The organism is Bradyrhizobium lablabi (genome assembly GCF_900141755.1).
Classification (GTDB): domain Bacteria; phylum Pseudomonadota; class Alphaproteobacteria; order Rhizobiales; family Xanthobacteraceae; genus Bradyrhizobium; species Bradyrhizobium lablabi_A.
Map to the genome: position 1 here is coordinate 3,461,255 of NZ_LT670844.1, position 19,061 is coordinate 3,480,315.

The following is a 19,061-nucleotide window of genomic DNA, read 5'->3' on the forward strand; positions in this document are numbered from 1 at the left end:
CTTGGACCATGCGGAAAAGACTACAGGCCTCAGCGGAAGTTCTTGCATTGATCGAACTCATTGTTGCCCGCGAGCAACACAGATTTTGAAATCCAATCCCAAATTCTATTTTCGATCTCCAAGACCGGTCGACAAGCCCGGCCAACATTCGCGTAAATCTCTGTCGGTGACGCGAGCGCAACTAACGCCCCCGTTGCTGTCCCCTGCCGTGGCCCGCGGAGTCAAAAACTGAGTTAGATCACTGCGGCAACGCGCATAGTGATTTGCTGCACAACCACCCCTCCGGCGATCCGACGCCGTCGCAGGCGGATATACAGATGACGAAAGCGATCATCGGCATCGCAGCTCCGCTCGGCATCTCCGTGCACGACCACATTATCGTCGGCAAGAACGGACACGCCAGCATGAAGGGGTTGCGGCTGATATAGGTCTCGGACCGGCGCTAGACTAGCCCAGCTTGGTCCTTGAACCAAATCCGCGAACGATACGACGTACAATGAAGCAAGATTGCCCGTTATGGGCGGAGCGTTGAAGGATACGCGCGATTGGCATTTTATAGGCGGATCGTCGATATGGGAAATGGCGTTTGAAAAGCGTTTCGTCCGCGCGGCCACGTGGGCGTGTGGGCTGACGGTGATGGCGATCTCAGTGACCGTCCCCGCCGGCCCGGCCAAGGCGCAAGCCTACACCTACTCCGCAACGATCGGCGCCGGCGCGCTTCTCAGCGACCCGGTGGCAAGCGCGGTCGACATCGCTCAAGGCCGCCTCTTGGTTGCCGACCGCAACAATGACGCGGTTCTGGTCTATGACACAACGACGCTCGCCCATATTGCCACGATCGGCGTGGTCGGGGTCGCCGTCCCGCTCGACAATATTCATCTGAACCAGCCCAGCGGGGTCTGCGTCGACGCCGCCAACGATCATATCCTGGTCGTCGATGGCGGCAATGAGCGGGTCCAGATCTACGACGCCAAGAGCCTCGCTTATGTCGCGACGATCGGCGAGCCCAACGTCGTCGGTATCGACAATGCCCATTTCAACCGGCCGGCATCGGTCAAGATCAACCCGGTCGCCGGCCAGATCTACGTCGCGGACAGCTTCAATGAGCGGATCCAGATCTTCGACGCGAAGAGCTTCCGCTACGTCGCGACGCTCGGCACGACCCGGGTTCCCGGCACCGACGCCAATCAGCTCATCCAGCCCAGCGACGCCGAATATAACCCGCTAACGAACCAGATCATGATTGCCGACAGGCTCAACGAGCGTGTGATGCTCTACGATGCCACTACCTTGAAGCCGCTCTCGCAGCTCGGCGAGACCGGCATCCCCGCCTATGAGGCGGGCGACAACGCGCATTTCTACGCCCCGACCGCGATCGCGTTCGATGCCGCGAACAAGGTCGTCCTGATCGTCGATTCAGGCAATCATCGCGTTCAGATATATCATGCGCAGAACTACAAGTTTTTCCGGACCCTGGGGAAGGCCGGCGAGGACGGCACCGACAACAAGCACTTCGCCACTCCGAAGGGCGTCAGCGCCGACCCCGCCCATTCCCGAATCTTCGTCGTCGACTCCGGCAACTCCCGCGTGCAGGTCTACACGACGAAGCCGGCGCGCTAGCTGATGTCACGTGGGCACGCTTAGATGTCAGATTTTCCGTGTAGGATTATGGTAGTAGAGAAAAAATTAACCCAGGCTGGGATCGTCCAGCGCAACCGCGAAGCACCGAGCTTTTTCCTGAAAGGACCTTCAAATGGGAATGAACGAACGCCGCAAAATCAAGGAATTGGAAGACACCACCTTCCCCGCCCGCGTGGAAGACATCAAGGAGATCTGCGGTGCGGCCATCCCCTATGAGGTCGATTGGGAAAGTCTGGCCGACGATGCCGAGGGGCTGAATTTCATCGACAACCTCTCCTGCCACCGCCTCAACATGGCGCTGCGCGTGATCTGTCGGGATGATCTCGGAAAGGCCGCCGTGCGCGACGGCCTCAAGCTGATCAAGCTGAAGAACGTAAAGGACAAGGCCGCGATGAAGATGACGATGCAGAGCGGCACTTTGGAAATGCACTGCGCCTATGCCTTGAAGTCCGACGGCATGTTCAGCGAAAGCGAAATCCAAAAGCTGCTGGAAGAGAAACTCTAGAGCGCGATGACTTTTCTTCGAATCGTCATCCCGCTCTATCTTTTTGATTGAGCACGATCTTCCGGAAAATCGGTGTCCACTTTTCCGGATCATGCTCTAGGCTAGCAGAGTTGCGATCCACGGGAGGTCAATTTCGTCAAATGGTCTTGCCTCTACCTCCAGGCGGTGTGCGCGTTGCTGGCGATCGCCATGATCCATTGCGACAACCGGCTGGCATCTGCCGTTGGATGGGTCTGTTTGCGACCGGCGTAGCCACCTCGGTGCTGCTGATCGCAGCGCACGATCGGCCGTTTACCGGACAAATCTCGATCACGCCGGAACCGCTGCTGCAGATCATGCCGGATGCGCCGGCGGATCGGTGAGCGGAAGGGAAGCTCTAGACCGGCGCCGCGAGCATTTTGCGCCTCTCACAAATACGCCTTCGACAGCAGCATGTGGATGCCCTTGTTGCCGTCGACGAGCTGGGTGACACGCAGATTGCCGGCGAGCGAGCACAGCATATAGGCCTGATTGCGCGACAGATTGGTGCGCTCGCAAATATGCTTCACCATCTCGCGCACCGCCTGCTTGGCAGCGTCGTCGAGATCTTCGTCGAGTCCGATCGACATCAGATGGGTGGCACTTTCGGCGAACGGCCATTTCAAGTCCATGTCCTTGCGAACCGTAAGACGGAACGTGCCGGTCACCCCGGTTTCGAGCGCGGTGATGCATACCTCGCCGTCGCCCTGCACGCCGTGGCCGTCGCCGGCGAAAAAGAGAGCGCCCTCATTGAACACCGGCAGATAAAGCGTGGTGCCGGGACGCAGTTCCTTGTTGTCCATATTGCCGCCAAAGGCGCGCGGCACCGGCGATCCGCAGCGTCCCCACGCCGGCGGCGGCGCGGTCGCGATGATGCCGAAGAACGGATCGAGCGGAATCTCCAGGCCCCAAGGCATCACGCAAACCTGGCGGGCATGGTCGACGGTCGGATGAATGGTCTCATATTCGGTGAACTCGTCCGGCAAGGTGCCAAGCAGCGGCAGGATCGACACAAAGCCCCAGTCCTGGCGCACCTTCACGCTGACGATATCGACCTGCAGCACGTCGCCGGGACGCGCGCCGTTCACATAGACCGGCCCCGTGATGAAATGCGGCCCGGGGCCCTGCACCAGCGTGTCGAGCGCCAAGAGATAATCCGGCGGCACCAGGCTCTTGTCTTCGGGCAGCGATTCCTTGCCGCCGGCGGGGAAGGAATGCAGCGTCACGGTATCGCCGGAGGCGATTTCCAGCACCGGCGGCGTGGCGCTGTCGATATATCCCCACACCATGTTTTCGGGGGCCGAGGAGATTTCATGACGGCGGGACATAGGTTTGCTCCGTGGCTGGTTTTGGTTCAGATGGCGATGTGCCGGCTCAAGAGTTCGCGGCTGGAGGATTCGGTGCGGCCGGCTTCGATGACGCCGCCACGCGACAGCACCACGAAAGCATCGGCAAGGCTCAATGCAAAGTCGAGATATTGCTCGACCAGCAGCAGCGAGATCTTGCCCTTGAACGAGGCCAGGACGTCGCGGATCGCCGCGACCAAATTGGGCTGGATGCCTTCGGTCGGCTCATCGAGGATGAGCAGGCTCGGTCGCGTCACCAGCGCGCGGGCGATGGCGAGTTGCTGCTGCTGGCCGCCGGACAGCGCGCCGCCGGGACGCCGCCACATTTGCTTCAATATCGGAAACAGCGCGATGGTGTCCTCGACCGTCGCGGTGCCGAAAGTGCCGTGCGCGCGGGCCGCCGCATCGATGTTCTCGCCGACCGTGAGTTCAGAAAAAATCTCGCGGCCCTGCGGCACATAGGCGAGGCCTGCGGCCGAGCGTCGGTACGACGACCAGCCCGTGATCTCGGTCTCATCGACCAAAACCCGGCCGCGGGTCGCCGGCAGCACGCCCATCAGGCATTTCAGCAGCGTAGTCTTGCCGGCGCCGTTGCGGCCGAGCACGGCGACGCATTCGCCTGGCGGCACCTCGAAGCCGACCCGGCGCAGCACCTGTGCGCTGCCATAATGCTGATCGAGCCCCTCGACGCGGAAGCGCATGGTCAACGCCCCAAATACACGTCGACGACGCGCTCATCGGCCCGCGCATTGGCCATCGAGCCCTCGAACAGGGTTTTGCCCTCATGCAGCACGGTGACGCGGTCGGCGATCTGTTCGACGAAATCCATATCGTGCTCGACTACCACGATGGCGCGATCGGGCCGCTTCAGGCTGCGCACCAGCGCCGCGGTGCGTTCGGTTTCCTCTTCGGTGAGGCCGGCCACCGGCTCATCCAGCATCAGGATCTTGGGGTTCGACGCCAGCACGGTGCCGACCTCGAGCCACTGCTTCTGTCCATGCGCCAATTCCGACGCCGGACGCTCGGCGAAGTCGGCCAGTCCCACCACCTCGAGCACCTCATGCACCCGCTTGCCCAGCGCCTCTTGCGACAGCGCGCGGCGAAAGCCGCCCTGCGCCCCGATGGCGATGTGCTGGTAGACGCTCAGGCCCTCAAAGATACTCGGCTTCTGGAATTTGCGCCGGACGCCGGCCCGCGCGATGACGGCTTCGCTTGATCGGGTGATGTCGGATGTGTCGTCGAAGATGACGCGGCCCTGCTTGGGGCGGGTGATGCCGGAGATCACGTCAAGCAAGGTCGTCTTGCCGGCGCCGTTCGGGCCGATCACAGCGCGGACCTCGCCGAAATCGACCGCGAGCGACAGCGCGTCGATGGCGCGGAAACTGCCGAACTCGACGGTGACGCTGTCGACCAGCAACGCCGCACTCATCCGCGCAACTCCGGCGTCTCGGAGGAAAGCCGTTTTAGGCCCATCGGCCGCACCAGCTTCAGCGTCGCAACATCGACCAATCCGTTGGGGAACACCAGCACCACCAGCATGATCAGTCCCGACAGGATAAAAGGCCACAGCTCGGGAGCTGCCGCCGACAGCCAGAATTTTAGGGCGTTGACCAGCACCGCGCCGATCATCGCGCCGATCAGATGGCCGCGGCCGCCGATCGCGACCCAAACCGCGATTTCGAGCGACAATTCCGGCGCCAAGAGCCGCGGATTGATGATGCCGACCTGCGGCACATAGAGCATGCCGGCGAGTGCGGCGATCAGCGCCGACAGGCACCAGACCGCCAGCTTCAGCCGCAACGTCTCATAGCCCAACGTGCGCAAGCGCATCTCGTCGTCGCGGGCAGCGATCATCAAGCTGCCGAAGCGGCTGGCGAGCAGCATCCGGCAACCCAATAGGGTTATGCCGAGCGCGAGCACCGAGAGCGCCGCCATGGCGATGACGACGCTCTTGAGGCCGATCGGCCAGCCGAACACCACGGCAAAGCCGGTCATGCCGTTATTGCCGCCGAAACCCGTGTCGTTCCGGAACATCAGGAGCATCGCGACATAGACCAGTGCCTGGGTGATGATCGCAAAATAGACCCCGCCGACGCGGGAGCGGAACGACACATAGCCGAACACGCCGGAGATCAGGAGCGTCACCGCGACCGTCACCAGCACCGCATAGGGAAAAAAGCCAAACCCCGCCCAGTAGAACGGAAACTCGTGCCATCCCATGAACTGCATGAAATCGGGCACCTTGCCGGTGACTTCATAAGAATGCTTCAGGAGATGCATCGCGACGACATAGCCGCCGATGCCGAAAAACAGCCCGTGTCCGAGCGAAAGAATGCCAAGATAGCCCCAGATCAGATCGAGCGAGAGCGCCAGCACCGCAAAGGCCGCGAGCTGGCCGACGGCATTGGCGAGATAGCCGGAAAGCCCGAACGGCGTCGCCATGGAAATCACCAGCAGCAGCGCGACCGCCAGCACCGCGGCGAGCAGAAACAGGAAGCTGCGATCGCTCGAAAGCGGCTTCATTTGCGGCGTCCCTTGATGGCGAACAGGCCCTCGGGGCGCCACTGCAGGAACGCGATGATCATCAGGAGCACGATCACTTTCGCCGCGACCGCGCCCCACAAAGGCTCGATCAGCACGTTGACCTGGCCGATGCCAAGCGCTGCGACCACGGTTCCGACGATGGTGCCGACGCCGCCGAGCACGACCACCATAAAGCTGTCGATGATGAAATTCTGGCCCATCTGCGGATTGACGCTGTAGATCGGGGCCAGCGCCAGGCCGGCAAGCCCCGCAAGGCCCGAGCCGAGCCCGAAGGCCATCCTGTCGATGCGGCGCACCGGAATCCCGATGCAACCCGCCATGGTTCGATTTTGCGTCACCGCGCGGATGTTCAGCCCAAGCGGCGTCAATCGCATCAGGCCCCAAGTGAGCGATAGCGTCAAAACCGCGAAGGCGATCGCAAACATCCGGTTCCAGGTGAAGATAAAATCGCCGATCACCGGCACACCACCGGTGACGTAGAAGGGAGTGACAAAATTGAGGTTCTGGGTTCCGAAGGTGACGCGCACCAGATTGATCAGGAACAGGCTGACGGCCCAGGTGGCGAGCAGGCTCATCAGGGGCCGGCGATAGAGGTGGCGCAGCAGGATTGCTTCCAGCGCGATGCCGATCAAGGCCGTAATAAAAAAAGCCACCGGAATGGCGACGATCAAGTACCAGTCGAGCAGGCTGGGTGCGAGATAGCGCAGCGCCTCCTGCACCAGCCAGGTGGCATAGGCGCCGATCATGATCAATTCGCCCTGCGCGAGATTGATCACGCCCATCAGGCCGAAGATCACGGCAAGGCCGATCGCGGCCATGAACAGGATGCTGGCAAAGCTCAGGCCATTGTACAGCGTGGCGAGGATGTCGCCGGTGGCGATGCCACGCTCGATTTTCGAAATCGCGGCATCGACCGCGCGTTTGAATTCCGGATTGCCGGCGTAAGCGGGATCGGCGATCAGCGCGCGAACCTGTGTGAGCGCCCGCCGGTCCGGCGTGGCCGCGATCCGCGCCAGGGCGGCGATGCGCTTGGCCGGATCGGCGGAATTCAGCGCGGCGGCCTGCGCTACCGCAATGATCTGCGCTTTCAGGCCCGGGTCGCTCTCCTGCCCGCTTGCGGCCTCGAACAGACGTTCGGGCAGTTGAGCGGCTTGACGCTCGAGCGTGTGCAACGCCGCGCTGCGCCGCGCGACATCGGGTGAGGCGCGCAGTGCCAATGCCGCATCGGCGGTCTCAAACAGCGCGCGATTCTTCAGGCTGAGCAGCGGCGACCGGCTCGGTTCACTGAGGGGCCGCGGGGTGTGGGTGAAGACATCGAGCGATCCCTCGCTTGAGATGATGACGGCGCCGCCCGCGTCGCAAGACAGTTTGCGATCAATCATGGCGCGCGCGACCTGCGCCGCGAAGGCCCGCTCATCCGCCGAGCCGTCCGCCGCAATGTCGGTCAAAGCGCGGCCGGCCTCGCCAAGCGAAGCCGTGTCGCCGCAGAGTTTTGCGATCAGATCCGCGCGCGGCCCCTCCGCGGCCGGCGAGGGTGTCCACGCCGCGACGAGAAAAAACGCAGCAACCAACAGGGGACGCATGAAGAGGGGACGCATGAAGCCCACCGATCGCGGCCGATTCGGACCAAACAAGCGGCGGCGCGAACCGATCACGTATCAGCTGTAAGGACTGAACGGAACAGGCTTTGGCGCGTCCTTGGATTGCCACAGAATATCAAAACCCTGCTTTTCGTTGACCGAGCCGATGAACACGCCGCGTGACACGTAATTGTTTTCGGCGGTCATCGCCAGTTTGTAGCCCGACGGACAATCGAAGCTCAAGCCAGCGAACGCCTTGCGCACCTCGGGCACGTCGAACGAATTCGCCTTTGCCGCCGCCATCGCCCAAAGGTGAACGGCGTCATAGGCTGATATCATGGGATCGATCGCGACGTCGGCCTTGAAGGGCACGTTCTTGGCCTTCACGTAGTCGGCCCATTGCTTGAGGAACGCCGTGTTCGCCGGCGCCTTGGCGTTCTGCAGATAGGCCCAGCAGTTGAGATGGCCCACCAGAGGCTCAGTGTTGAGGCCCTCGAGGTCCGCCTCGACCATATCGAGGCCGAGCACCGGCACATCGGTCGCCTTGATGCCCTGATTGGCGAATTCGCGCAGGAAGTCCGGGATCGACGAGCCGACGACGGTGAGCACCACGATCGGCTTGCCGCCGCCTTTGTCGGCGAAGGCGCGGATTTGATTGACCAGCGTCTGGAAGTTCGAAAAGCCCAGCGGCACGTATTCTTCCTGCCAGGCCGTTTCCGCGATGCCCTTGGATTTCCAGTAGCCCTTTAGCTGCTTGTTGATGGTGCGCGGCCAGACATAGTCGGAGCCGAGCATGAAGAAGCGTTTGGCGCTGACGCCCTCTTCACCCATCAGATAATCGACGGCGGGCAATACCGAGCTCGCCGGCGGCGAATTGACATAGACCACGTTCTTGGAATTCTCGTCGCCCTCGAAGTGCAGCGGATAGAACAACAGCCCGCCCGCCTGTTCGACCACCGGCAGCACCGACTTGCGCGACACCGAGGTCCAGCAGCCGAACAGCGCCGCGGCCTTGTCCTGGTCCAGCATCTGCTTGGCGACTTGCGCATAGAGCGGCCAGTCGGAGGCGGGATCGGACACCGCGACCTCGATGGTGCGGCCATTGACGCCGCCCTTGGCGTTGATCTCGTCGGCCGCCATCCGGACCACGTGGTTCAGGCGGCCCTCGATATTGGCCATGGTTCCAGAGGAGGAGAACAGGCAGCCGAGCTTGACGGTGCCGCTGGCTGCGTGGGCGGAGCGGATGATCGCGGGTGCGCCGATCGGCGTCGTCAACGCTGCGGCTGTGAGCCCGGATGCCTGAAGAAACGAACGCCGTGAAAACATGCTCATGAATTCCATCCCTTCGTGCAAGCAGGATCGTGCAAGCAGGGCTGGATTTCATTCCGCCGCGGATCGGGAAGCAACGCCAAATAGTATTCAAGGCTGCTTAACGAAGGTGCAAGCGCGGGTCTTTCATGGCTGTGATGTCATTTTTGTCATTTAGGATTGCCGCAATTTCACGATAGTATCGCCGCCGGTCAGCCGCGCCGACCGGCCGTTTGAATACGCGCGCCCAGGCGACAGAATGCCCAGCCGATACGAACCAAAGCCCGTGCAAGGCTCGACAAGATCGTTCGGCGCTCGCATGCGACACGGAATCCATACGATCGTGCAATGGCATGCGGATTCGTAACCGGCGGCAGGTCGAGGACAGAACAAGCCGCGTCGAAAGGGACCCAAGGGAACGGCGGCAGTCCAAAGCTCAAAACTTCGCTCGATGACACAGGAAGGCATGAAGCCGATGCGACACTCCCAGCATACTGACAGCGAGATTCTGCACCTCTTGTACGAAGCCGATGCCGGCATTTCGGTTGCCGAAATTTGCCGCACCGCCCACATATCGCTGCGCACTTTCTATCGCTGGCGCAGGCGTTATGGCAGCCTGACCCCGCCCGCTTTGCTCTTGATGAAGGAGCTGCAAGCCGAGAACCGGAGGCTGCGGGCCCTCGTGGACAAGCTTTCGGAACGCTCCCATGAAGCAGTCGGCAGCGCGTCGCCGCCGGCGCCGCGGCTTGCGCCGCGGCCGGATCACGGATTTGGACCACGGGTGTCGCCCGAGCAAATGCGCGGCGCTTCGCTCGGCCGCTTCGCATCGGTGCGCGGCACGCGCTGACACGGGCTCTAGCCGAGGCGCCACGCAATCGCACAAGCCCGCCGCGTCCCTGCATCCGCCAGCATGAAGGGGACGCGGCTGATTTAGACCTCGGCGATCGTGGCGAACCGCTTGCGATACTCGGCTGGCGTAACGCCGACATGGCGCGCAAAGGCGCGGCGCAGGGTGTCCGCATCGGCAAAGCCGCAGTGCGCGGCAACCTGCTTCGGCGGTTCGTGGCCGACCTCCAGCAACCGCCGGGCGGCGTTCACGCGCGCTTCCTCGACCCAGGTCGCAGGCGTGATTCCGACCTCGCTTCGAAACAGACGTGCGAAGTGGCGGGGGCTGAGGTCCATGCGCTTGGCGAGATTGGCGACACGGTGATCGAGCGCCGGATTGGCGGCGACCCATCGTTGCAGCTCCTGAAGCGCCGCTCGACCCGCCGGAAACGCTTCGCCCTTGCGGCTGAACTGCATCTGGCCGCCCGGACGCTTGAAGAACATGACGAGCTGCCCGGCAACTCTCATTGCAATGTCGTGTCCGAGATCCTCCTCGACCAGCGCGAGTGCCAGATCCAGCCCGGCGGTCACGCCGGCCGCGGTGCGCAATGGCCCGTCGCTGACATGGATCGCGTCCTGGTCGACGCTGACGGAGGGATAGCGAACCGCCAATTGCTCGGCGACCGCCCAATGCGTCGTCACGCGCCGCCCATCGAGCAGGCCCGCCGCGGCCAGATAGAACGCACCGCTGCAGACCGAGCCGAACCGGCGCGCCGCCGGCGCTTTCCGTCGCAGCCAATCGATCACCTTGCCATCGGCCGGGACATCGACTGCGTTCGGGCATCCCGCAATCAACAGGGTATCCGGCTTCACGTCCGCGTCGATGCCGATGACGCGATCGGGCATCAGCCGCGCCCCGGACGAGCTACGGATCGGGCCCGACTCGGCCGCGACCACCAACAGCGCATAGCGGGAGTTCCCGGCCTGCACGTTGGCCTCCGCGAACACGTCAAGCGGCCCCGAGACATCGAGTAATTGCACGCCTGGCAGCGCCACAATGGCGATCGTTCTTGCTTTCATCACCCACGTCCGTTCAAGCCCGGTTTTGGCAGAATCTGACGTAATACGTCGATTGCAGACAATCTAGCCCGATTTTATGTCTGTGGCGAGCACAAAAACCGGAGCAAACCATGAGCACGTCCGTCGAACTTTTGAACCGACCCATCCACGGCGTCAGCATTCCCGACAGCAAGCTCGCGCGCGAAATCACCGAATTGGTGCGCGATACCGAGTCGGGGTTGCTGTTTCATCATTCCAGCCGCGTCTATTATTTCGGCGCGCTGGCCGGGAAGCGCCGCGGCCTAAGCTTCGACCCGGAGCTTCTCTACGCCGGCGCGATGTTCCATGACATGGGGCTGACGCGGCAGCACAGCAGCGCCGACGAGCGCTTTGAGGTCGACGGCGCCAATACGGCCCGCGATTTTCTACGCAGTCACGGGATTTCCCAGACCGATATCGACACGGTCTGGACCGCGATCGCACTCCACACCACCCCCGGCATTCCCCAGCACATGCACCCCGTCGTGGCGCTGGTGACGGCCGGCGTCGAAATGGACGTGCTCGGCCTGAGCTATGCCGAATACAGCGATGCCGAGCGCGAGGCGGTGGTGCGCGCCCATCCGCGCCCCCAGCATTTCAAGGAAGACATCATCCAGGCGTTCTACGACGGCATCAAGCACAAGCCGGAGACGACCTTCGGCAACGTCAAGGCCGACGTGCTCGCCGACAAGGATCCGCACTTCCATCGCGGCAACTTCTGCAGCGTGATCCGCGGCTCCGCCTGGCGCGGCTGATCCATCCTCCCCGCAAAAATTGCGCGGCCCGCCCGCGGCCGCGCGCCCCCATCAAAGGACCGTCCCATGACCGACAAACGTCCATACCTGACCCACGCGACGGGCGCGCCCGTCAGCGACAATTTGAACATCCAGACCGCCGGGCGTCGTGGCCCTGCGCTGCTGCAGGACATCTGGCTGATCGAAAAACTCGCCCATTTCGATCGCGAGGTCATTCCCGAACGTCGCATGCACGCCAAGGGGTCGGGAGCCCACGGCACCTTTACCGTGACGCACGACATCACCCGCTACACCAAGGCCAGGATTTTTTCCGAGATCGGCAAGCAGACGCCGATGTTCGCGCGCTTCTCGACGGTGGCCGGCGAGCGCGGCGCCGCCGATGCCGAGCGCGACATCCGCGGTTTCGCGCTGAAATTTTATACCGAGGATGGCAATTGGGACATGGTGGGCAACAACACGCCGGTGTTCTTCTTCCGCGACCCGCTGCGCTTTCCGGACCTGAACCACGCCATCAAGCGCGACCCGCGCACCGGCATGCGCAGCGCCGACAACAACTGGGATTTTTGGACCCTGCTGCCGGAGGCGCTGCACCAGGTCACCATCGTCATGAGCGAGCGCGGCATCCCGAAGAGCTTTCGCCACATGCACGGCTTCGGCAGCCATACCTACAGCTTTATCAACGCCGAGAGTGAGCGGACCTGGGTCAAATTCCACTTCCGGACCCAGCAGGGCATCGCGAACCTGACCGACGCCGAGGCGGAAGCCGTGGTCGGCAAGGATCGCGAGACGCACCAGCGCGATCTGTTCGAGAGCATCGAACGCGGCGATTTTCCCCGCTGGACGGTCTTCATCCAGGTGATGACGGACACGCAAGCAAAGGCGTTCCCGTTCAATCCGTTCGATCTGACGAAAGTCTGGCCCAAGGCCGACTTCCCGCTGATCGAAGTCGGATTCTTCGAGCTGCATCGTAACCCGGAGAACGTCTTCGCGGAGGTCGAGCAGGCCGCGTTCTCGCCGGCCAACATCGTACCGGGCATCAGTTTCTCGCCCGACAAGATGCTGCAGGCGCGCCTGTTCTCCTATGCAGATACCCAGCGCTACCGCCTCGGCGTCAACTTCAACCACATCCCGGTCAACGCGCCGAAGTGTCCATTCCATAGCTATCACCGCGACGGCGCCATGCGCACCGACGGTAATCTCGGCGCGACGGCGACCTACTTCCCGAACAGCCGCGGCGAGTGGACCGACCAGCCGGACTTGAACGAGCCGCCGCTTGAGATCGACGGCGCCGCCGCGCACTGGGATCATCGCGTCGACGACGACCACTATCGGCAGCCGGGCGACTTGTTCCGGAAGATGAGTTCAACCCAGCGCCAGACGCTGTTCGACAACACCGCCCGCGCCGTCGGCGGCGCGGCGGTCCATATCCAGGAGCGCCACATCGCCAACTGCGCCAAGGCCGATCCCGAATACGGCGCCGGCGTCGCAGCCGCGCTAAACCGCATGGCCGGCCGCAACCCGGCCACCGACCAGCGGAAGCCGGCACGAGGCTCGAAGGAGAAGATGGATGCACGCGGCTGACACTGCGGCGCGCCGGGACGCCCCGGCGCAGCCGGCCCCCGGCCGACATCCCGAGGGAGTCGCAGCGATCTCAAAGGCGTTGACCGCCCTGTTGGCCGACATGTTCGCCCTCTATGTGAAGACGACCAAAACCTCGCACTGGCACATGTCGGACGCCCAGTTCCGGGACTATCACCTGCTTCTCGACGAGCAGAGCTCCGAGATCCTCGCGACCACCGATCTGATCGCCGAGCGCCTGCGCAAGCTCGGTGGCACAACGCTGCGCGCCATAGGCCAGATCGCGCGCCTCCAGCGCGCTCCCGACAACGACAATGACACTGTCGACACGCGGCACATGCTGACCGATCTGCTCGCGGACAACCGGCGCCTGGCAGAGTATCTCCGCCGCGCCCACTCGCTTTGCGTCGATTATCGCGACATCGCGTCGGCCAGCCTGATCGAGGACCGGATCGATGAGGCGAAACAGCGTGTGCGGTTGCTGGCCGAAACGCCTGCGATGCGGGCGCGCGCTATCGTGATGGAGATACGGCGGCGGCGCGGCCGTCAACCCTGACGCCGTTTTCAGCCATGCTTTTACACCTAAACGCGGCCTAGAGCATGATCCGGAAAAGTGGGTACCGGTTTTCCGAAAAGATCATGCTCAAACAAAAAGATAGAGCGGGATGACGATTCGAAGAAAAGTCATCACGATCTAATGGGCCGCCTTTTCCAGGCAAACATATAGCTCAAGCTTAGGGGCAATTTGGAACATCAACATTTCGGACCGGCGCCAAAGGATAGTGGCCGACGCCGATGATCTGCCCGCGCCAGTGGTCTTCTGCATTGCCGTTGAGCGCGGCTTGCCGAACCAAATTCAAGAATTAAGGAAGTATTCCGGCCGTTCGGTATGCTTCGATGATCTGATCGAAGACCGCGACGTCGCCGCGTCCTCGGGCCAGGAGTTGGGCGCCTCCAACGGCCGCGAATATAGCGAGCGCCTGTCGTTGAACGGCCTTCGTATCCGCTCGGGATTTTCGCAGCGACAGCACCTTGACCAGCCACCTGACATTTACTTCGGCAAACCTGGTTAATTCGGCTCTCGCTTCGATGGGTACGTCGACCTGCTCAGCAGCCATGATGCCCGCAAGACACATCCGATTGTCCGTCAACGCCTCGCGGAAGACGCCCGTATAGCTCCTGATGCAAGATTGCTGATCCTGAGAGGCGGCTAGCAACCCGTCGAGATATACGACCAGATTGTCCGTGTAGCGTCGTGCGAGGGCGCAAGCCAAGTCGCCCTTGGTCGGAAAGTGGTAGTGCACACTGGCGCTCTTGACCCCGACTTCCGCGGCCAGCTCGCGAAAGCTTAAGGCATTGTAGCCGCGGTTCTGCACCATGGCGCAGGCGGCGCTCATGATGGTTTCCCGTGTGTCGGTCGTCACGGCCTTACTCCTTTGGCCTATCTATCGATAGATAGCTCTTGACAGGGGGAAAACGCAACACTTATAAGCAGGCAACGTCTATCTATCGATAGATAGAGGAAACGACCAACTAGAAACGGACAGAAAAATGAAACCGATCTCAAGGATGGTTATCGCGTCAGCGGCAGCGCTATGCACATTCGCTTTTGTCGCGATGGCGACGCCCACCGCCCGCGCGGGCGAATTTTGCATGACTGACAGTTCCGCCATGCGAAGCTGTGGTTTTGCGACCATGGAGCAATGTAAGGCTTCGGCTTCCGGCAAAAACGGAAGCTGTGCGCGTGATCCCTTCTACGACAATACCAACAGTGGCAATAACAACAGTGCGTTGGCCTATCAACCAAAGCAAACCCCCTCACGAAGCAAGCTTCGTCCGGCGAAACAACCAGCTGTGCATTGATCAAGTTGCACCGATCGCCTGACAGCGCGGTCTTTGAGGCCAGGCCTCAGAGACCGCATTGGCCGTATCCCTGACGCCGGGCGACCGTCAAACTTTGATGCCGTTCCAAAAGACCTTGACTGCATGATCGATGCTGCGCTGGATCGCGGCGCGGAGGTTCTTGGGCAGGATGCCGGCCATCGCGCGCCGATGCAGGTCACCGCCGACCGAGTCAAGAAACTGCACGGCCGCGAGCTGCGGATCGTCGAGGCGGATCAGGCCGCGCGCGCGCCAGACCGACAGCATGCCGGCAAGGTGCGCCTGGGTGCGCTCGGGTCCAAGCTGGAAGAAGGTCCGCGCGAGTTCAGGGAAGCGGATGCCCTCGGCGATGATCAGCCGGTTAAAACCGACGGCGTCCGGAGCCATCACGACCTCCATGTAGCGCCGCGCGATGTGAGCGAGAGCATGGAGGACGTCGGAGTGAACGACTTCGGGGTCGCCGAACGCCGAAACGATGCGCTCGACGCGTTCCTCCACGATCGCGGCGAACAGACCGTCCTTGCCACCGAAGAACGAATATACCGTGGCCTTGGATGCCCCGGCGCGCTCGACCACAAGGTCGATGGTGGCCCCGCCATAGCCGTTCTCCAGAAAGATTTCGGTGGCGGCGTCCAGAATTTGGGAGCGTCGGACCTCACCGCGGGGTCTGGTCCGCCGCACTGTCGCAGTCGCGGGCATGGCCCCTTGTTTTCTCCAAAACGTAACGTACATTACGTTATCATTGGAGGTCGCCATGTCAAGTCGGCACCTTGCGTCGGCGATATGCCCGGTCCCGCCCGCACAGGGGACAACGGGCAAGTCTGGTGCAGGCCCGCGGCTGTACAGTGCCATGCGATCCGTCCCTGAGGATAAGCCCACGCGCATCTTGCGCGAGACCGAGCGGCTTCTTCGAATTTACGGCCATAGCAAACTCACGGTGGCGGACGTTGCGGACGGCTGCGGCTTCTCCGCCGCCAACGTCTACCGGTATTTCTCAAGCCGCCGCGCAATCCTCGATGCGCTTGCATCGCACTACCTGTGCGAGGCCGAACGCACGGCCCTTGCTTGCACGATCCGTAACAGCGATTCGGCGCGCGATCGGCTCAGTCGTTTTCTCACCGGCTTGAACACGGCTCTGACTGCTTTCTCTGACTTCGAACCGAGAGTCAGCGAGCTGCTCGCCGATGCCACGACAGAACAATGGCCCTGCTACTCCCACTATGAGGCGCGCCTCGTTCGGAATATCGCAAAGATACTCACTGACGCGAGCATATCCGGAGAGTTCAGGCTCTTAAGTGAACCCGAGCAGGAAGCCCGGCGCGTGAAGGCTGCAGCCTGTGCCCTGGTAGAGCCCGACGTCATCCTGCTCTGCCGAGATAGATACGACGTCTCCACGCGCGAGGCTCTGAGCCGATTAATCGCGGCTGCACTGTCGAACCGATCTTTATCACCAGGCTGAGCGGCAAGCCGGCGGATGCAAAAAATTGCCTATAGGAGATGAAGTCATGACTTTGAAAAGCATCGGGGTGTTCGTCGACGCGACGCCCGAAGGAGAGAAACGGATCGACTATGCAGCTACGCTCGCCCACCAATGCGGCGCCCACCTTGTCGGGATTGACGTCGTATCTGCCGTTCGCAGGGAGCATCGATCCGATTACTATGTGGTTGGCGAGAAGGCCATCCGAGCTTCGCTCGCCTCGCGGAAGGCCGCCGACGAAGCCGCGACCAGCAATGTTCGCCGGCGCTTCGAGGCAATTTCGGCGAACCGCGATCTCAGCTCAGAATTCCGCGTGATACGTCGAGGCGGACCTGGTGAGGATCTCACTCTCAGCTCGCTTCACTCCGATCTGGTGGTCATCGGTCAGCGTGAGCTGCAAGAGTTGCCGGGATACGCGGCTCCCGAAAGGCTCTTGCTCGCCAGCGGCGCTCCTATTCTCGTTATACCGAGCGGCTGGAAATCCGAGCCGATCGGCAACAATATACTGGTCGGCTGGAACGCCAGCCGTGAGGCCCGGCGCGCGGTCGTAGATGCGCTGCCCTTCCTCGTCGCGGCAAAATGCGTGAAGCTTTTGGTTGTCGATTCAGACGAGAGAGCCGGCCGGCACGGCGAGGAGCCCGGAGCTGATATCGCCCTATACCTCGCGCGGCACGGTGCCCACGTCGAAGTAGAGCAGGTGTCGTCGCAAGGCGCTCCGGTCGCCGACATCATCCTGTCCTGTGCGAGAGATCACGGCGTGGACCTGATCGTCATTGGCGCCTACAGCCACGCCCGCTCCGTCGAGATGGTGTTCGGCGGCGTCACCCGGAAATTGCTGAAACAGGCGCCGGTACCAGTGCTGATATCACGGTGATTGGGTTGCCAGCTGAGGGTATGAAGTCGATCTAAAGGACCGTCTCGCGACCAGCCCCTGTTGGATTTCGTTCGCCCACCATTAGAGCGTGATGACTTTTCTTCGAATCGTCATTCCGCTCTATCTTTTTGTTTGAGCATGATCTTTTCGGAAAACCGGTACCCACTTTTCCGGTTCATGCTCTAGCCGGCCTACGGCCCGAGCCGCCGCAATTCGGCTTGTGCGCCGGTGTGTTCGATGAAGGATTTTGGGCAACTGCCGACGGCCTCCTCGAGGCGCTGCCTGGCACCCGCGCGGTCGCCCTGCAACGTCAGCCATTCGCCGAGATAGAACAGAGCCTCGCAGCGCTGTTCAGGTTTTTGCGCGGCGGCAAGCAAAGCCTCGGCATCAAGCCGCCCGAGATAAAACTCGAACACCGGATACGGCCAGTCCCGGCTGTTGATGCGCTGTGCCGCGGATTCGAGGTCGAAAGCCGTCTGGCCGGCGCGCGATTGCGCCAGGAAGCGAAACAGGCTGGGATAGGGATCCGTCGGCATGGCACGCGACAGATCCGCCGCCGCGTCTGCGAAGTCGCCCCGATAAAAATGCGCGTAGCCGCGATTGTTGAGCGCGGTAGCGTCCTGCGGACTGATCGCGACGATGCTTTCGAAATCGGCAATCGCGGAATCGTAATCACCGGTCTTCTCATAGGCGACGCCGCGGCCGGCATAGGCCTCGGTATCCCTGTCGTCGATGGCGAGCACGATTGTCAGATCCAGGATCGCCTGCGCGTAGTCCCCTTTCCTGACGTAGGCGTAGCCCCGGTTCCGGTAGGCGCTGGTGTATCGGACATTGATGGCGATGGCCTTGTCGAAATCGGCGATGGCGGCGTCGTATTCGCCCTTTTCCCGATTGATGAGGCCGCGATTGTTATAGGCGAAGGCGAATTTCGGATCGCAGCGGATCGCGCTCGTGTAGTCCGCCAGCGCGCGGTCCTTTTCGCCACTATCGTCATAGGCGATCCCCCGGTTGTTGTAGGCGTCGGCAAATTTGGGATTGATCCTTATCGCCGCGTCATAGTCGGCGATGGCGCGGCCATAATCGCGCTTCCTGCGATAGTTGTTGCCGCGATTGTTGTAAGCCATGGCAAATTTCGGGTTTAACCTGATCGCGGTGTCGTAATCCGCGATCGCGCGGTCGGCCTCACCCTTGCGGCCATAGGCATTGGCCCGGTTGTTGTAGGCGAGATCGAGCTTCGGATCGATCCGGATCGCCTGGTCGTGATCGGCGATGGCACGGTCCTCGTCCCGCTTGTCGTCATAGGCGCTGCCGCGATTGGTATAGGCGATCGCAAGGTTGCGGCCGGAATAATTGCCCGACTTGATCAGCGCCGTGCAGCCGTCGATCGCCATATCCGACGTCGCGCCGTCTTCGTTGTTGCACCACCGCAGCTGCTGGGCCGATTGCGCGGCAGCCGGCGCCAGCCCGCCGGCCATCAGGCCTGACGCGACGACAATCGCCCTCAAATATCGCCCGGCGAATGGAATGCTGGCACCCTGCATCGCGTCCTCGATCGATCGTACCACTTCGAAGGCAGTCGTCCGAGGGTGCATCGAGGTTCAGGCTATTCGGATCGAAAAAGGCGAAATTCG

General features: G+C 62.1%; 20 protein-coding genes and 1 pseudogene. 11 read left to right on the forward strand and 10 right to left on the reverse strand.

What is annotated here, in order from left to right:
• Positions 1 to 263: 263 nt before the first annotated feature.
• The 4 genes and pseudogenes from B5526_RS16080 to B5526_RS39445 form a co-directional block, all read left to right on the forward strand.
• Positions 264 to 428: pseudogene (locus tag B5526_RS16080) on the forward strand (JAB domain-containing protein); the annotation flags it as partial.
• 151 nt (positions 429 to 579) lie between these two features.
• Complete coding sequence (locus B5526_RS16085; protein ID WP_172842055.1) at positions 580 to 1,620, forward strand: NHL repeat-containing protein; 1,041 nt, start codon at positions 580 to 582, stop codon at positions 1,618 to 1,620.
• A gap of 133 nt (positions 1,621 to 1,753) precedes the next feature.
• Positions 1,754 to 2,146 carry a hypothetical protein gene (locus tag B5526_RS16090; RefSeq protein ID WP_154071327.1) on the forward strand — a complete coding sequence of 131 codons (393 nt, stop codon included), beginning with the start codon at positions 1,754 to 1,756 and terminating at the stop codon, positions 2,144 to 2,146.
• Positions 2,147 to 2,373: 227 nt separating this feature from the next.
• Positions 2,374 to 2,508: a hypothetical protein gene (locus B5526_RS39445; protein ID WP_283807623.1), complete on the forward strand. Its 135-nt coding sequence runs from the start codon at positions 2,374 to 2,376 to the stop codon at positions 2,506 to 2,508.
• A 45-nt stretch (positions 2,509 to 2,553) separates the two neighbouring features.
• Here the strand turns inward: B5526_RS39445 and B5526_RS16100 are convergent, their stop codons facing one another.
• From B5526_RS16100 to B5526_RS16125, 6 genes are read right to left on the reverse strand one after another with little or no spacing between them, the layout of a single operon-like run.
• Positions 2,554 to 3,492, reverse strand: coding sequence for an acetamidase/formamidase family protein (locus B5526_RS16100; RefSeq protein ID WP_079539429.1), 939 nt, complete (start codon positions 3,490 to 3,492; stop codon positions 2,554 to 2,556).
• A 26-nt stretch (positions 3,493 to 3,518) separates the two neighbouring features.
• Positions 3,519 to 4,211, reverse strand: a complete 693-nt coding sequence (locus B5526_RS16105; RefSeq protein ID WP_154071328.1) for an ATP-binding cassette domain-containing protein — start codon at positions 4,209 to 4,211, stop codon at positions 3,519 to 3,521.
• Between the two features lie 2 nt (positions 4,212 to 4,213).
• Positions 4,214 to 4,939 carry an ABC transporter ATP-binding protein gene (locus B5526_RS16110; RefSeq protein ID WP_079539435.1) on the reverse strand — a complete coding sequence of 242 codons (726 nt, stop codon included), beginning with the start codon at positions 4,937 to 4,939 and terminating at the stop codon, positions 4,214 to 4,216.
• On the reverse strand, positions 4,936 to 6,033 hold the full coding sequence (gene urtC / locus B5526_RS16115; protein WP_079539437.1) for an urea ABC transporter permease subunit UrtC: 1,098 nt from the start codon (positions 6,031 to 6,033) through the stop codon (positions 4,936 to 4,938). The genes B5526_RS16110 and urtC overlap by 4 nt, the downstream gene beginning before the upstream one ends.
• Entirely contained in the window at positions 6,030 to 7,652 is a 1,623-nt protein-coding gene (urtB, locus tag B5526_RS16120) for an urea ABC transporter permease subunit UrtB (protein WP_079545034.1), read from the reverse strand. The genes urtC and urtB overlap by 4 nt, the downstream gene beginning before the upstream one ends.
• A 60-nt stretch (positions 7,653 to 7,712) precedes the next feature.
• A complete protein-coding gene (locus B5526_RS16125) occupies positions 7,713 to 8,966 on the reverse strand; it encodes a substrate-binding domain-containing protein (RefSeq protein ID WP_079545035.1) in 1,254 nt (417 codons plus the stop codon).
• A 451-nt stretch (positions 8,967 to 9,417) separates the two neighbouring features.
• On the opposite strand from B5526_RS16125, the gene B5526_RS16130 reads away from it, so the two are divergent.
• The gene (locus B5526_RS16130; protein WP_079545036.1) at positions 9,418 to 9,789 is read left to right on the forward strand and encodes a transposase; all 372 of its coding nucleotides are present in this window, start codon (positions 9,418 to 9,420) and stop codon (positions 9,787 to 9,789) included.
• Between the two features lie 83 nt (positions 9,790 to 9,872).
• Here the strand turns inward: B5526_RS16130 and B5526_RS16135 are convergent, their stop codons facing one another.
• Positions 9,873 to 10,847, reverse strand: a complete 975-nt coding sequence (locus B5526_RS16135) for a GlxA family transcriptional regulator (protein WP_197688443.1) — start codon at positions 10,845 to 10,847, stop codon at positions 9,873 to 9,875.
• A gap of 110 nt (positions 10,848 to 10,957) precedes the next feature.
• On the opposite strand from B5526_RS16135, the gene B5526_RS16140 reads away from it, so the two are divergent.
• From B5526_RS16140 to B5526_RS16150, 3 genes are all read left to right on the forward strand, one after another.
• Positions 10,958 to 11,620: an HD domain-containing protein gene (locus tag B5526_RS16140; RefSeq protein WP_079539441.1), complete on the forward strand. Its 663-nt coding sequence runs from the start codon at positions 10,958 to 10,960 to the stop codon at positions 11,618 to 11,620.
• Between the two features lie 66 nt (positions 11,621 to 11,686).
• A complete protein-coding gene (locus tag B5526_RS16145) occupies positions 11,687 to 13,201 on the forward strand; it encodes a catalase (protein ID WP_079539443.1) in 1,515 nt (504 codons plus the stop codon).
• Complete coding sequence (locus B5526_RS16150) at positions 13,188 to 13,754, forward strand: Dps family protein (protein ID WP_079539445.1); 567 nt, start codon at positions 13,188 to 13,190, stop codon at positions 13,752 to 13,754. The genes B5526_RS16145 and B5526_RS16150 overlap by 14 nt, the downstream gene beginning before the upstream one ends.
• 307 nt (positions 13,755 to 14,061) lie before the next feature.
• Here B5526_RS16150 and B5526_RS16155 read toward each other — a convergent pair whose 3' ends face one another.
• On the reverse strand, positions 14,062 to 14,595 hold the full coding sequence (locus B5526_RS16155) for a TetR/AcrR family transcriptional regulator (RefSeq protein ID WP_079545037.1): 534 nt from the start codon (positions 14,593 to 14,595) through the stop codon (positions 14,062 to 14,064).
• 154 nt (positions 14,596 to 14,749) lie between these two features.
• On the opposite strand from B5526_RS16155, the gene B5526_RS16160 reads away from it, so the two are divergent.
• Positions 14,750 to 15,061 carry a DUF3551 domain-containing protein gene (locus B5526_RS16160; RefSeq protein WP_079539447.1) on the forward strand — a complete coding sequence of 104 codons (312 nt, stop codon included), beginning with the start codon at positions 14,750 to 14,752 and terminating at the stop codon, positions 15,059 to 15,061.
• A gap of 87 nt (positions 15,062 to 15,148) precedes the next feature.
• Here the strand turns inward: B5526_RS16160 and B5526_RS16165 are convergent, their stop codons facing one another.
• Complete coding sequence (locus B5526_RS16165) at positions 15,149 to 15,931, reverse strand: TetR/AcrR family transcriptional regulator (RefSeq protein WP_172842056.1); 783 nt, start codon at positions 15,929 to 15,931, stop codon at positions 15,149 to 15,151.
• A gap of 34 nt (positions 15,932 to 15,965) precedes the next feature.
• Here B5526_RS16165 and B5526_RS16170 point away from each other — a divergent pair, with 34 nt between their 5' ends.
• Both B5526_RS16170 and B5526_RS16175 read left to right on the forward strand, forming a co-directional pair.
• The gene (locus B5526_RS16170) at positions 15,966 to 16,538 is read left to right on the forward strand and encodes a TetR/AcrR family transcriptional regulator (RefSeq protein ID WP_172842057.1); all 573 of its coding nucleotides are present in this window, start codon (positions 15,966 to 15,968) and stop codon (positions 16,536 to 16,538) included.
• A gap of 46 nt (positions 16,539 to 16,584) precedes the next feature.
• On the forward strand, positions 16,585 to 17,430 hold the full coding sequence (locus tag B5526_RS16175; RefSeq protein WP_079539451.1) for a universal stress protein: 846 nt from the start codon (positions 16,585 to 16,587) through the stop codon (positions 17,428 to 17,430).
• A gap of 191 nt (positions 17,431 to 17,621) precedes the next feature.
• Here B5526_RS16175 and B5526_RS16180 read toward each other — a convergent pair whose 3' ends face one another.
• The gene (locus tag B5526_RS16180) at positions 17,622 to 19,022 is read right to left on the reverse strand and encodes a tetratricopeptide repeat protein (RefSeq protein ID WP_079539453.1); all 1,401 of its coding nucleotides are present in this window, start codon (positions 19,020 to 19,022) and stop codon (positions 17,622 to 17,624) included.
• Between the last annotated feature and the right edge of the window lie 39 nt (positions 19,023 to 19,061).

What these genes read in the sequence shown, in the direction of transcription:
- B5526_RS16085 (WP_172842055.1), top strand. Translation starts at nt 580, where the DNA reads ATGGCGTTTGAAAAGCGTTTCGTCCGCGCGGCCACGTGGGCGTGTGGG.
- B5526_RS16090 (WP_154071327.1), top strand. Translation starts at nt 1,754, where the DNA reads ATGGGAATGAACGAACGCCGCAAAATCAAGGAATTGGAAGACACCACC.
- B5526_RS39445 (WP_283807623.1), top strand. Translation starts at nt 2,374, where the DNA reads ATGGGTCTGTTTGCGACCGGCGTAGCCACCTCGGTGCTGCTGATCGCA.
- B5526_RS16100 (WP_079539429.1), bottom strand. Translation starts at nt 3,492, where the DNA reads ATGTCCCGCCGTCATGAAATCTCCTCGGCCCCCGAAAACATGGTGTGG.
- B5526_RS16105 (WP_154071328.1), bottom strand. Translation starts at nt 4,211, where the DNA reads ATGCGCTTCCGCGTCGAGGGGCTCGATCAGCATTATGGCAGCGCACAG.
- B5526_RS16110 (WP_079539435.1), bottom strand. Translation starts at nt 4,939, where the DNA reads ATGAGTGCGGCGTTGCTGGTCGACAGCGTCACCGTCGAGTTCGGCAGT.
- urtC (WP_079539437.1), bottom strand. Translation starts at nt 6,033, where the DNA reads ATGAAGCCGCTTTCGAGCGATCGCAGCTTCCTGTTTCTGCTCGCCGCG.
- urtB (WP_079545034.1), bottom strand. Translation starts at nt 7,652, where the DNA reads ATGCGTCCCCTCTTCATGCGTCCCCTGTTGGTTGCTGCGTTTTTTCTC.
- B5526_RS16125 (WP_079545035.1), bottom strand. Translation starts at nt 8,966, where the DNA reads ATGAGCATGTTTTCACGGCGTTCGTTTCTTCAGGCATCCGGGCTCACA.
- B5526_RS16130 (WP_079545036.1), top strand. Translation starts at nt 9,418, where the DNA reads ATGCGACACTCCCAGCATACTGACAGCGAGATTCTGCACCTCTTGTAC.
- B5526_RS16135 (WP_197688443.1), bottom strand. Translation starts at nt 10,847, where the DNA reads ATGAAAGCAAGAACGATCGCCATTGTGGCGCTGCCAGGCGTGCAATTA.
- B5526_RS16140 (WP_079539441.1), top strand. Translation starts at nt 10,958, where the DNA reads ATGAGCACGTCCGTCGAACTTTTGAACCGACCCATCCACGGCGTCAGC.
- B5526_RS16145 (WP_079539443.1), top strand. Translation starts at nt 11,687, where the DNA reads ATGACCGACAAACGTCCATACCTGACCCACGCGACGGGCGCGCCCGTC.
- B5526_RS16150 (WP_079539445.1), top strand. Translation starts at nt 13,188, where the DNA reads ATGCACGCGGCTGACACTGCGGCGCGCCGGGACGCCCCGGCGCAGCCG.
- B5526_RS16155 (WP_079545037.1), bottom strand. Translation starts at nt 14,595, where the DNA reads ATGAGCGCCGCCTGCGCCATGGTGCAGAACCGCGGCTACAATGCCTTA.
- B5526_RS16160 (WP_079539447.1), top strand. Translation starts at nt 14,750, where the DNA reads ATGAAACCGATCTCAAGGATGGTTATCGCGTCAGCGGCAGCGCTATGC.
- B5526_RS16165 (WP_172842056.1), bottom strand. Translation starts at nt 15,931, where the DNA reads ATGGCACTGTACAGCCGCGGGCCTGCACCAGACTTGCCCGTTGTCCCC.
- B5526_RS16175 (WP_079539451.1), top strand. Translation starts at nt 16,585, where the DNA reads ATGACTTTGAAAAGCATCGGGGTGTTCGTCGACGCGACGCCCGAAGGA.
- B5526_RS16180 (WP_079539453.1), bottom strand. Translation starts at nt 19,022, where the DNA reads ATGCACCCTCGGACGACTGCCTTCGAAGTGGTACGATCGATCGAGGAC.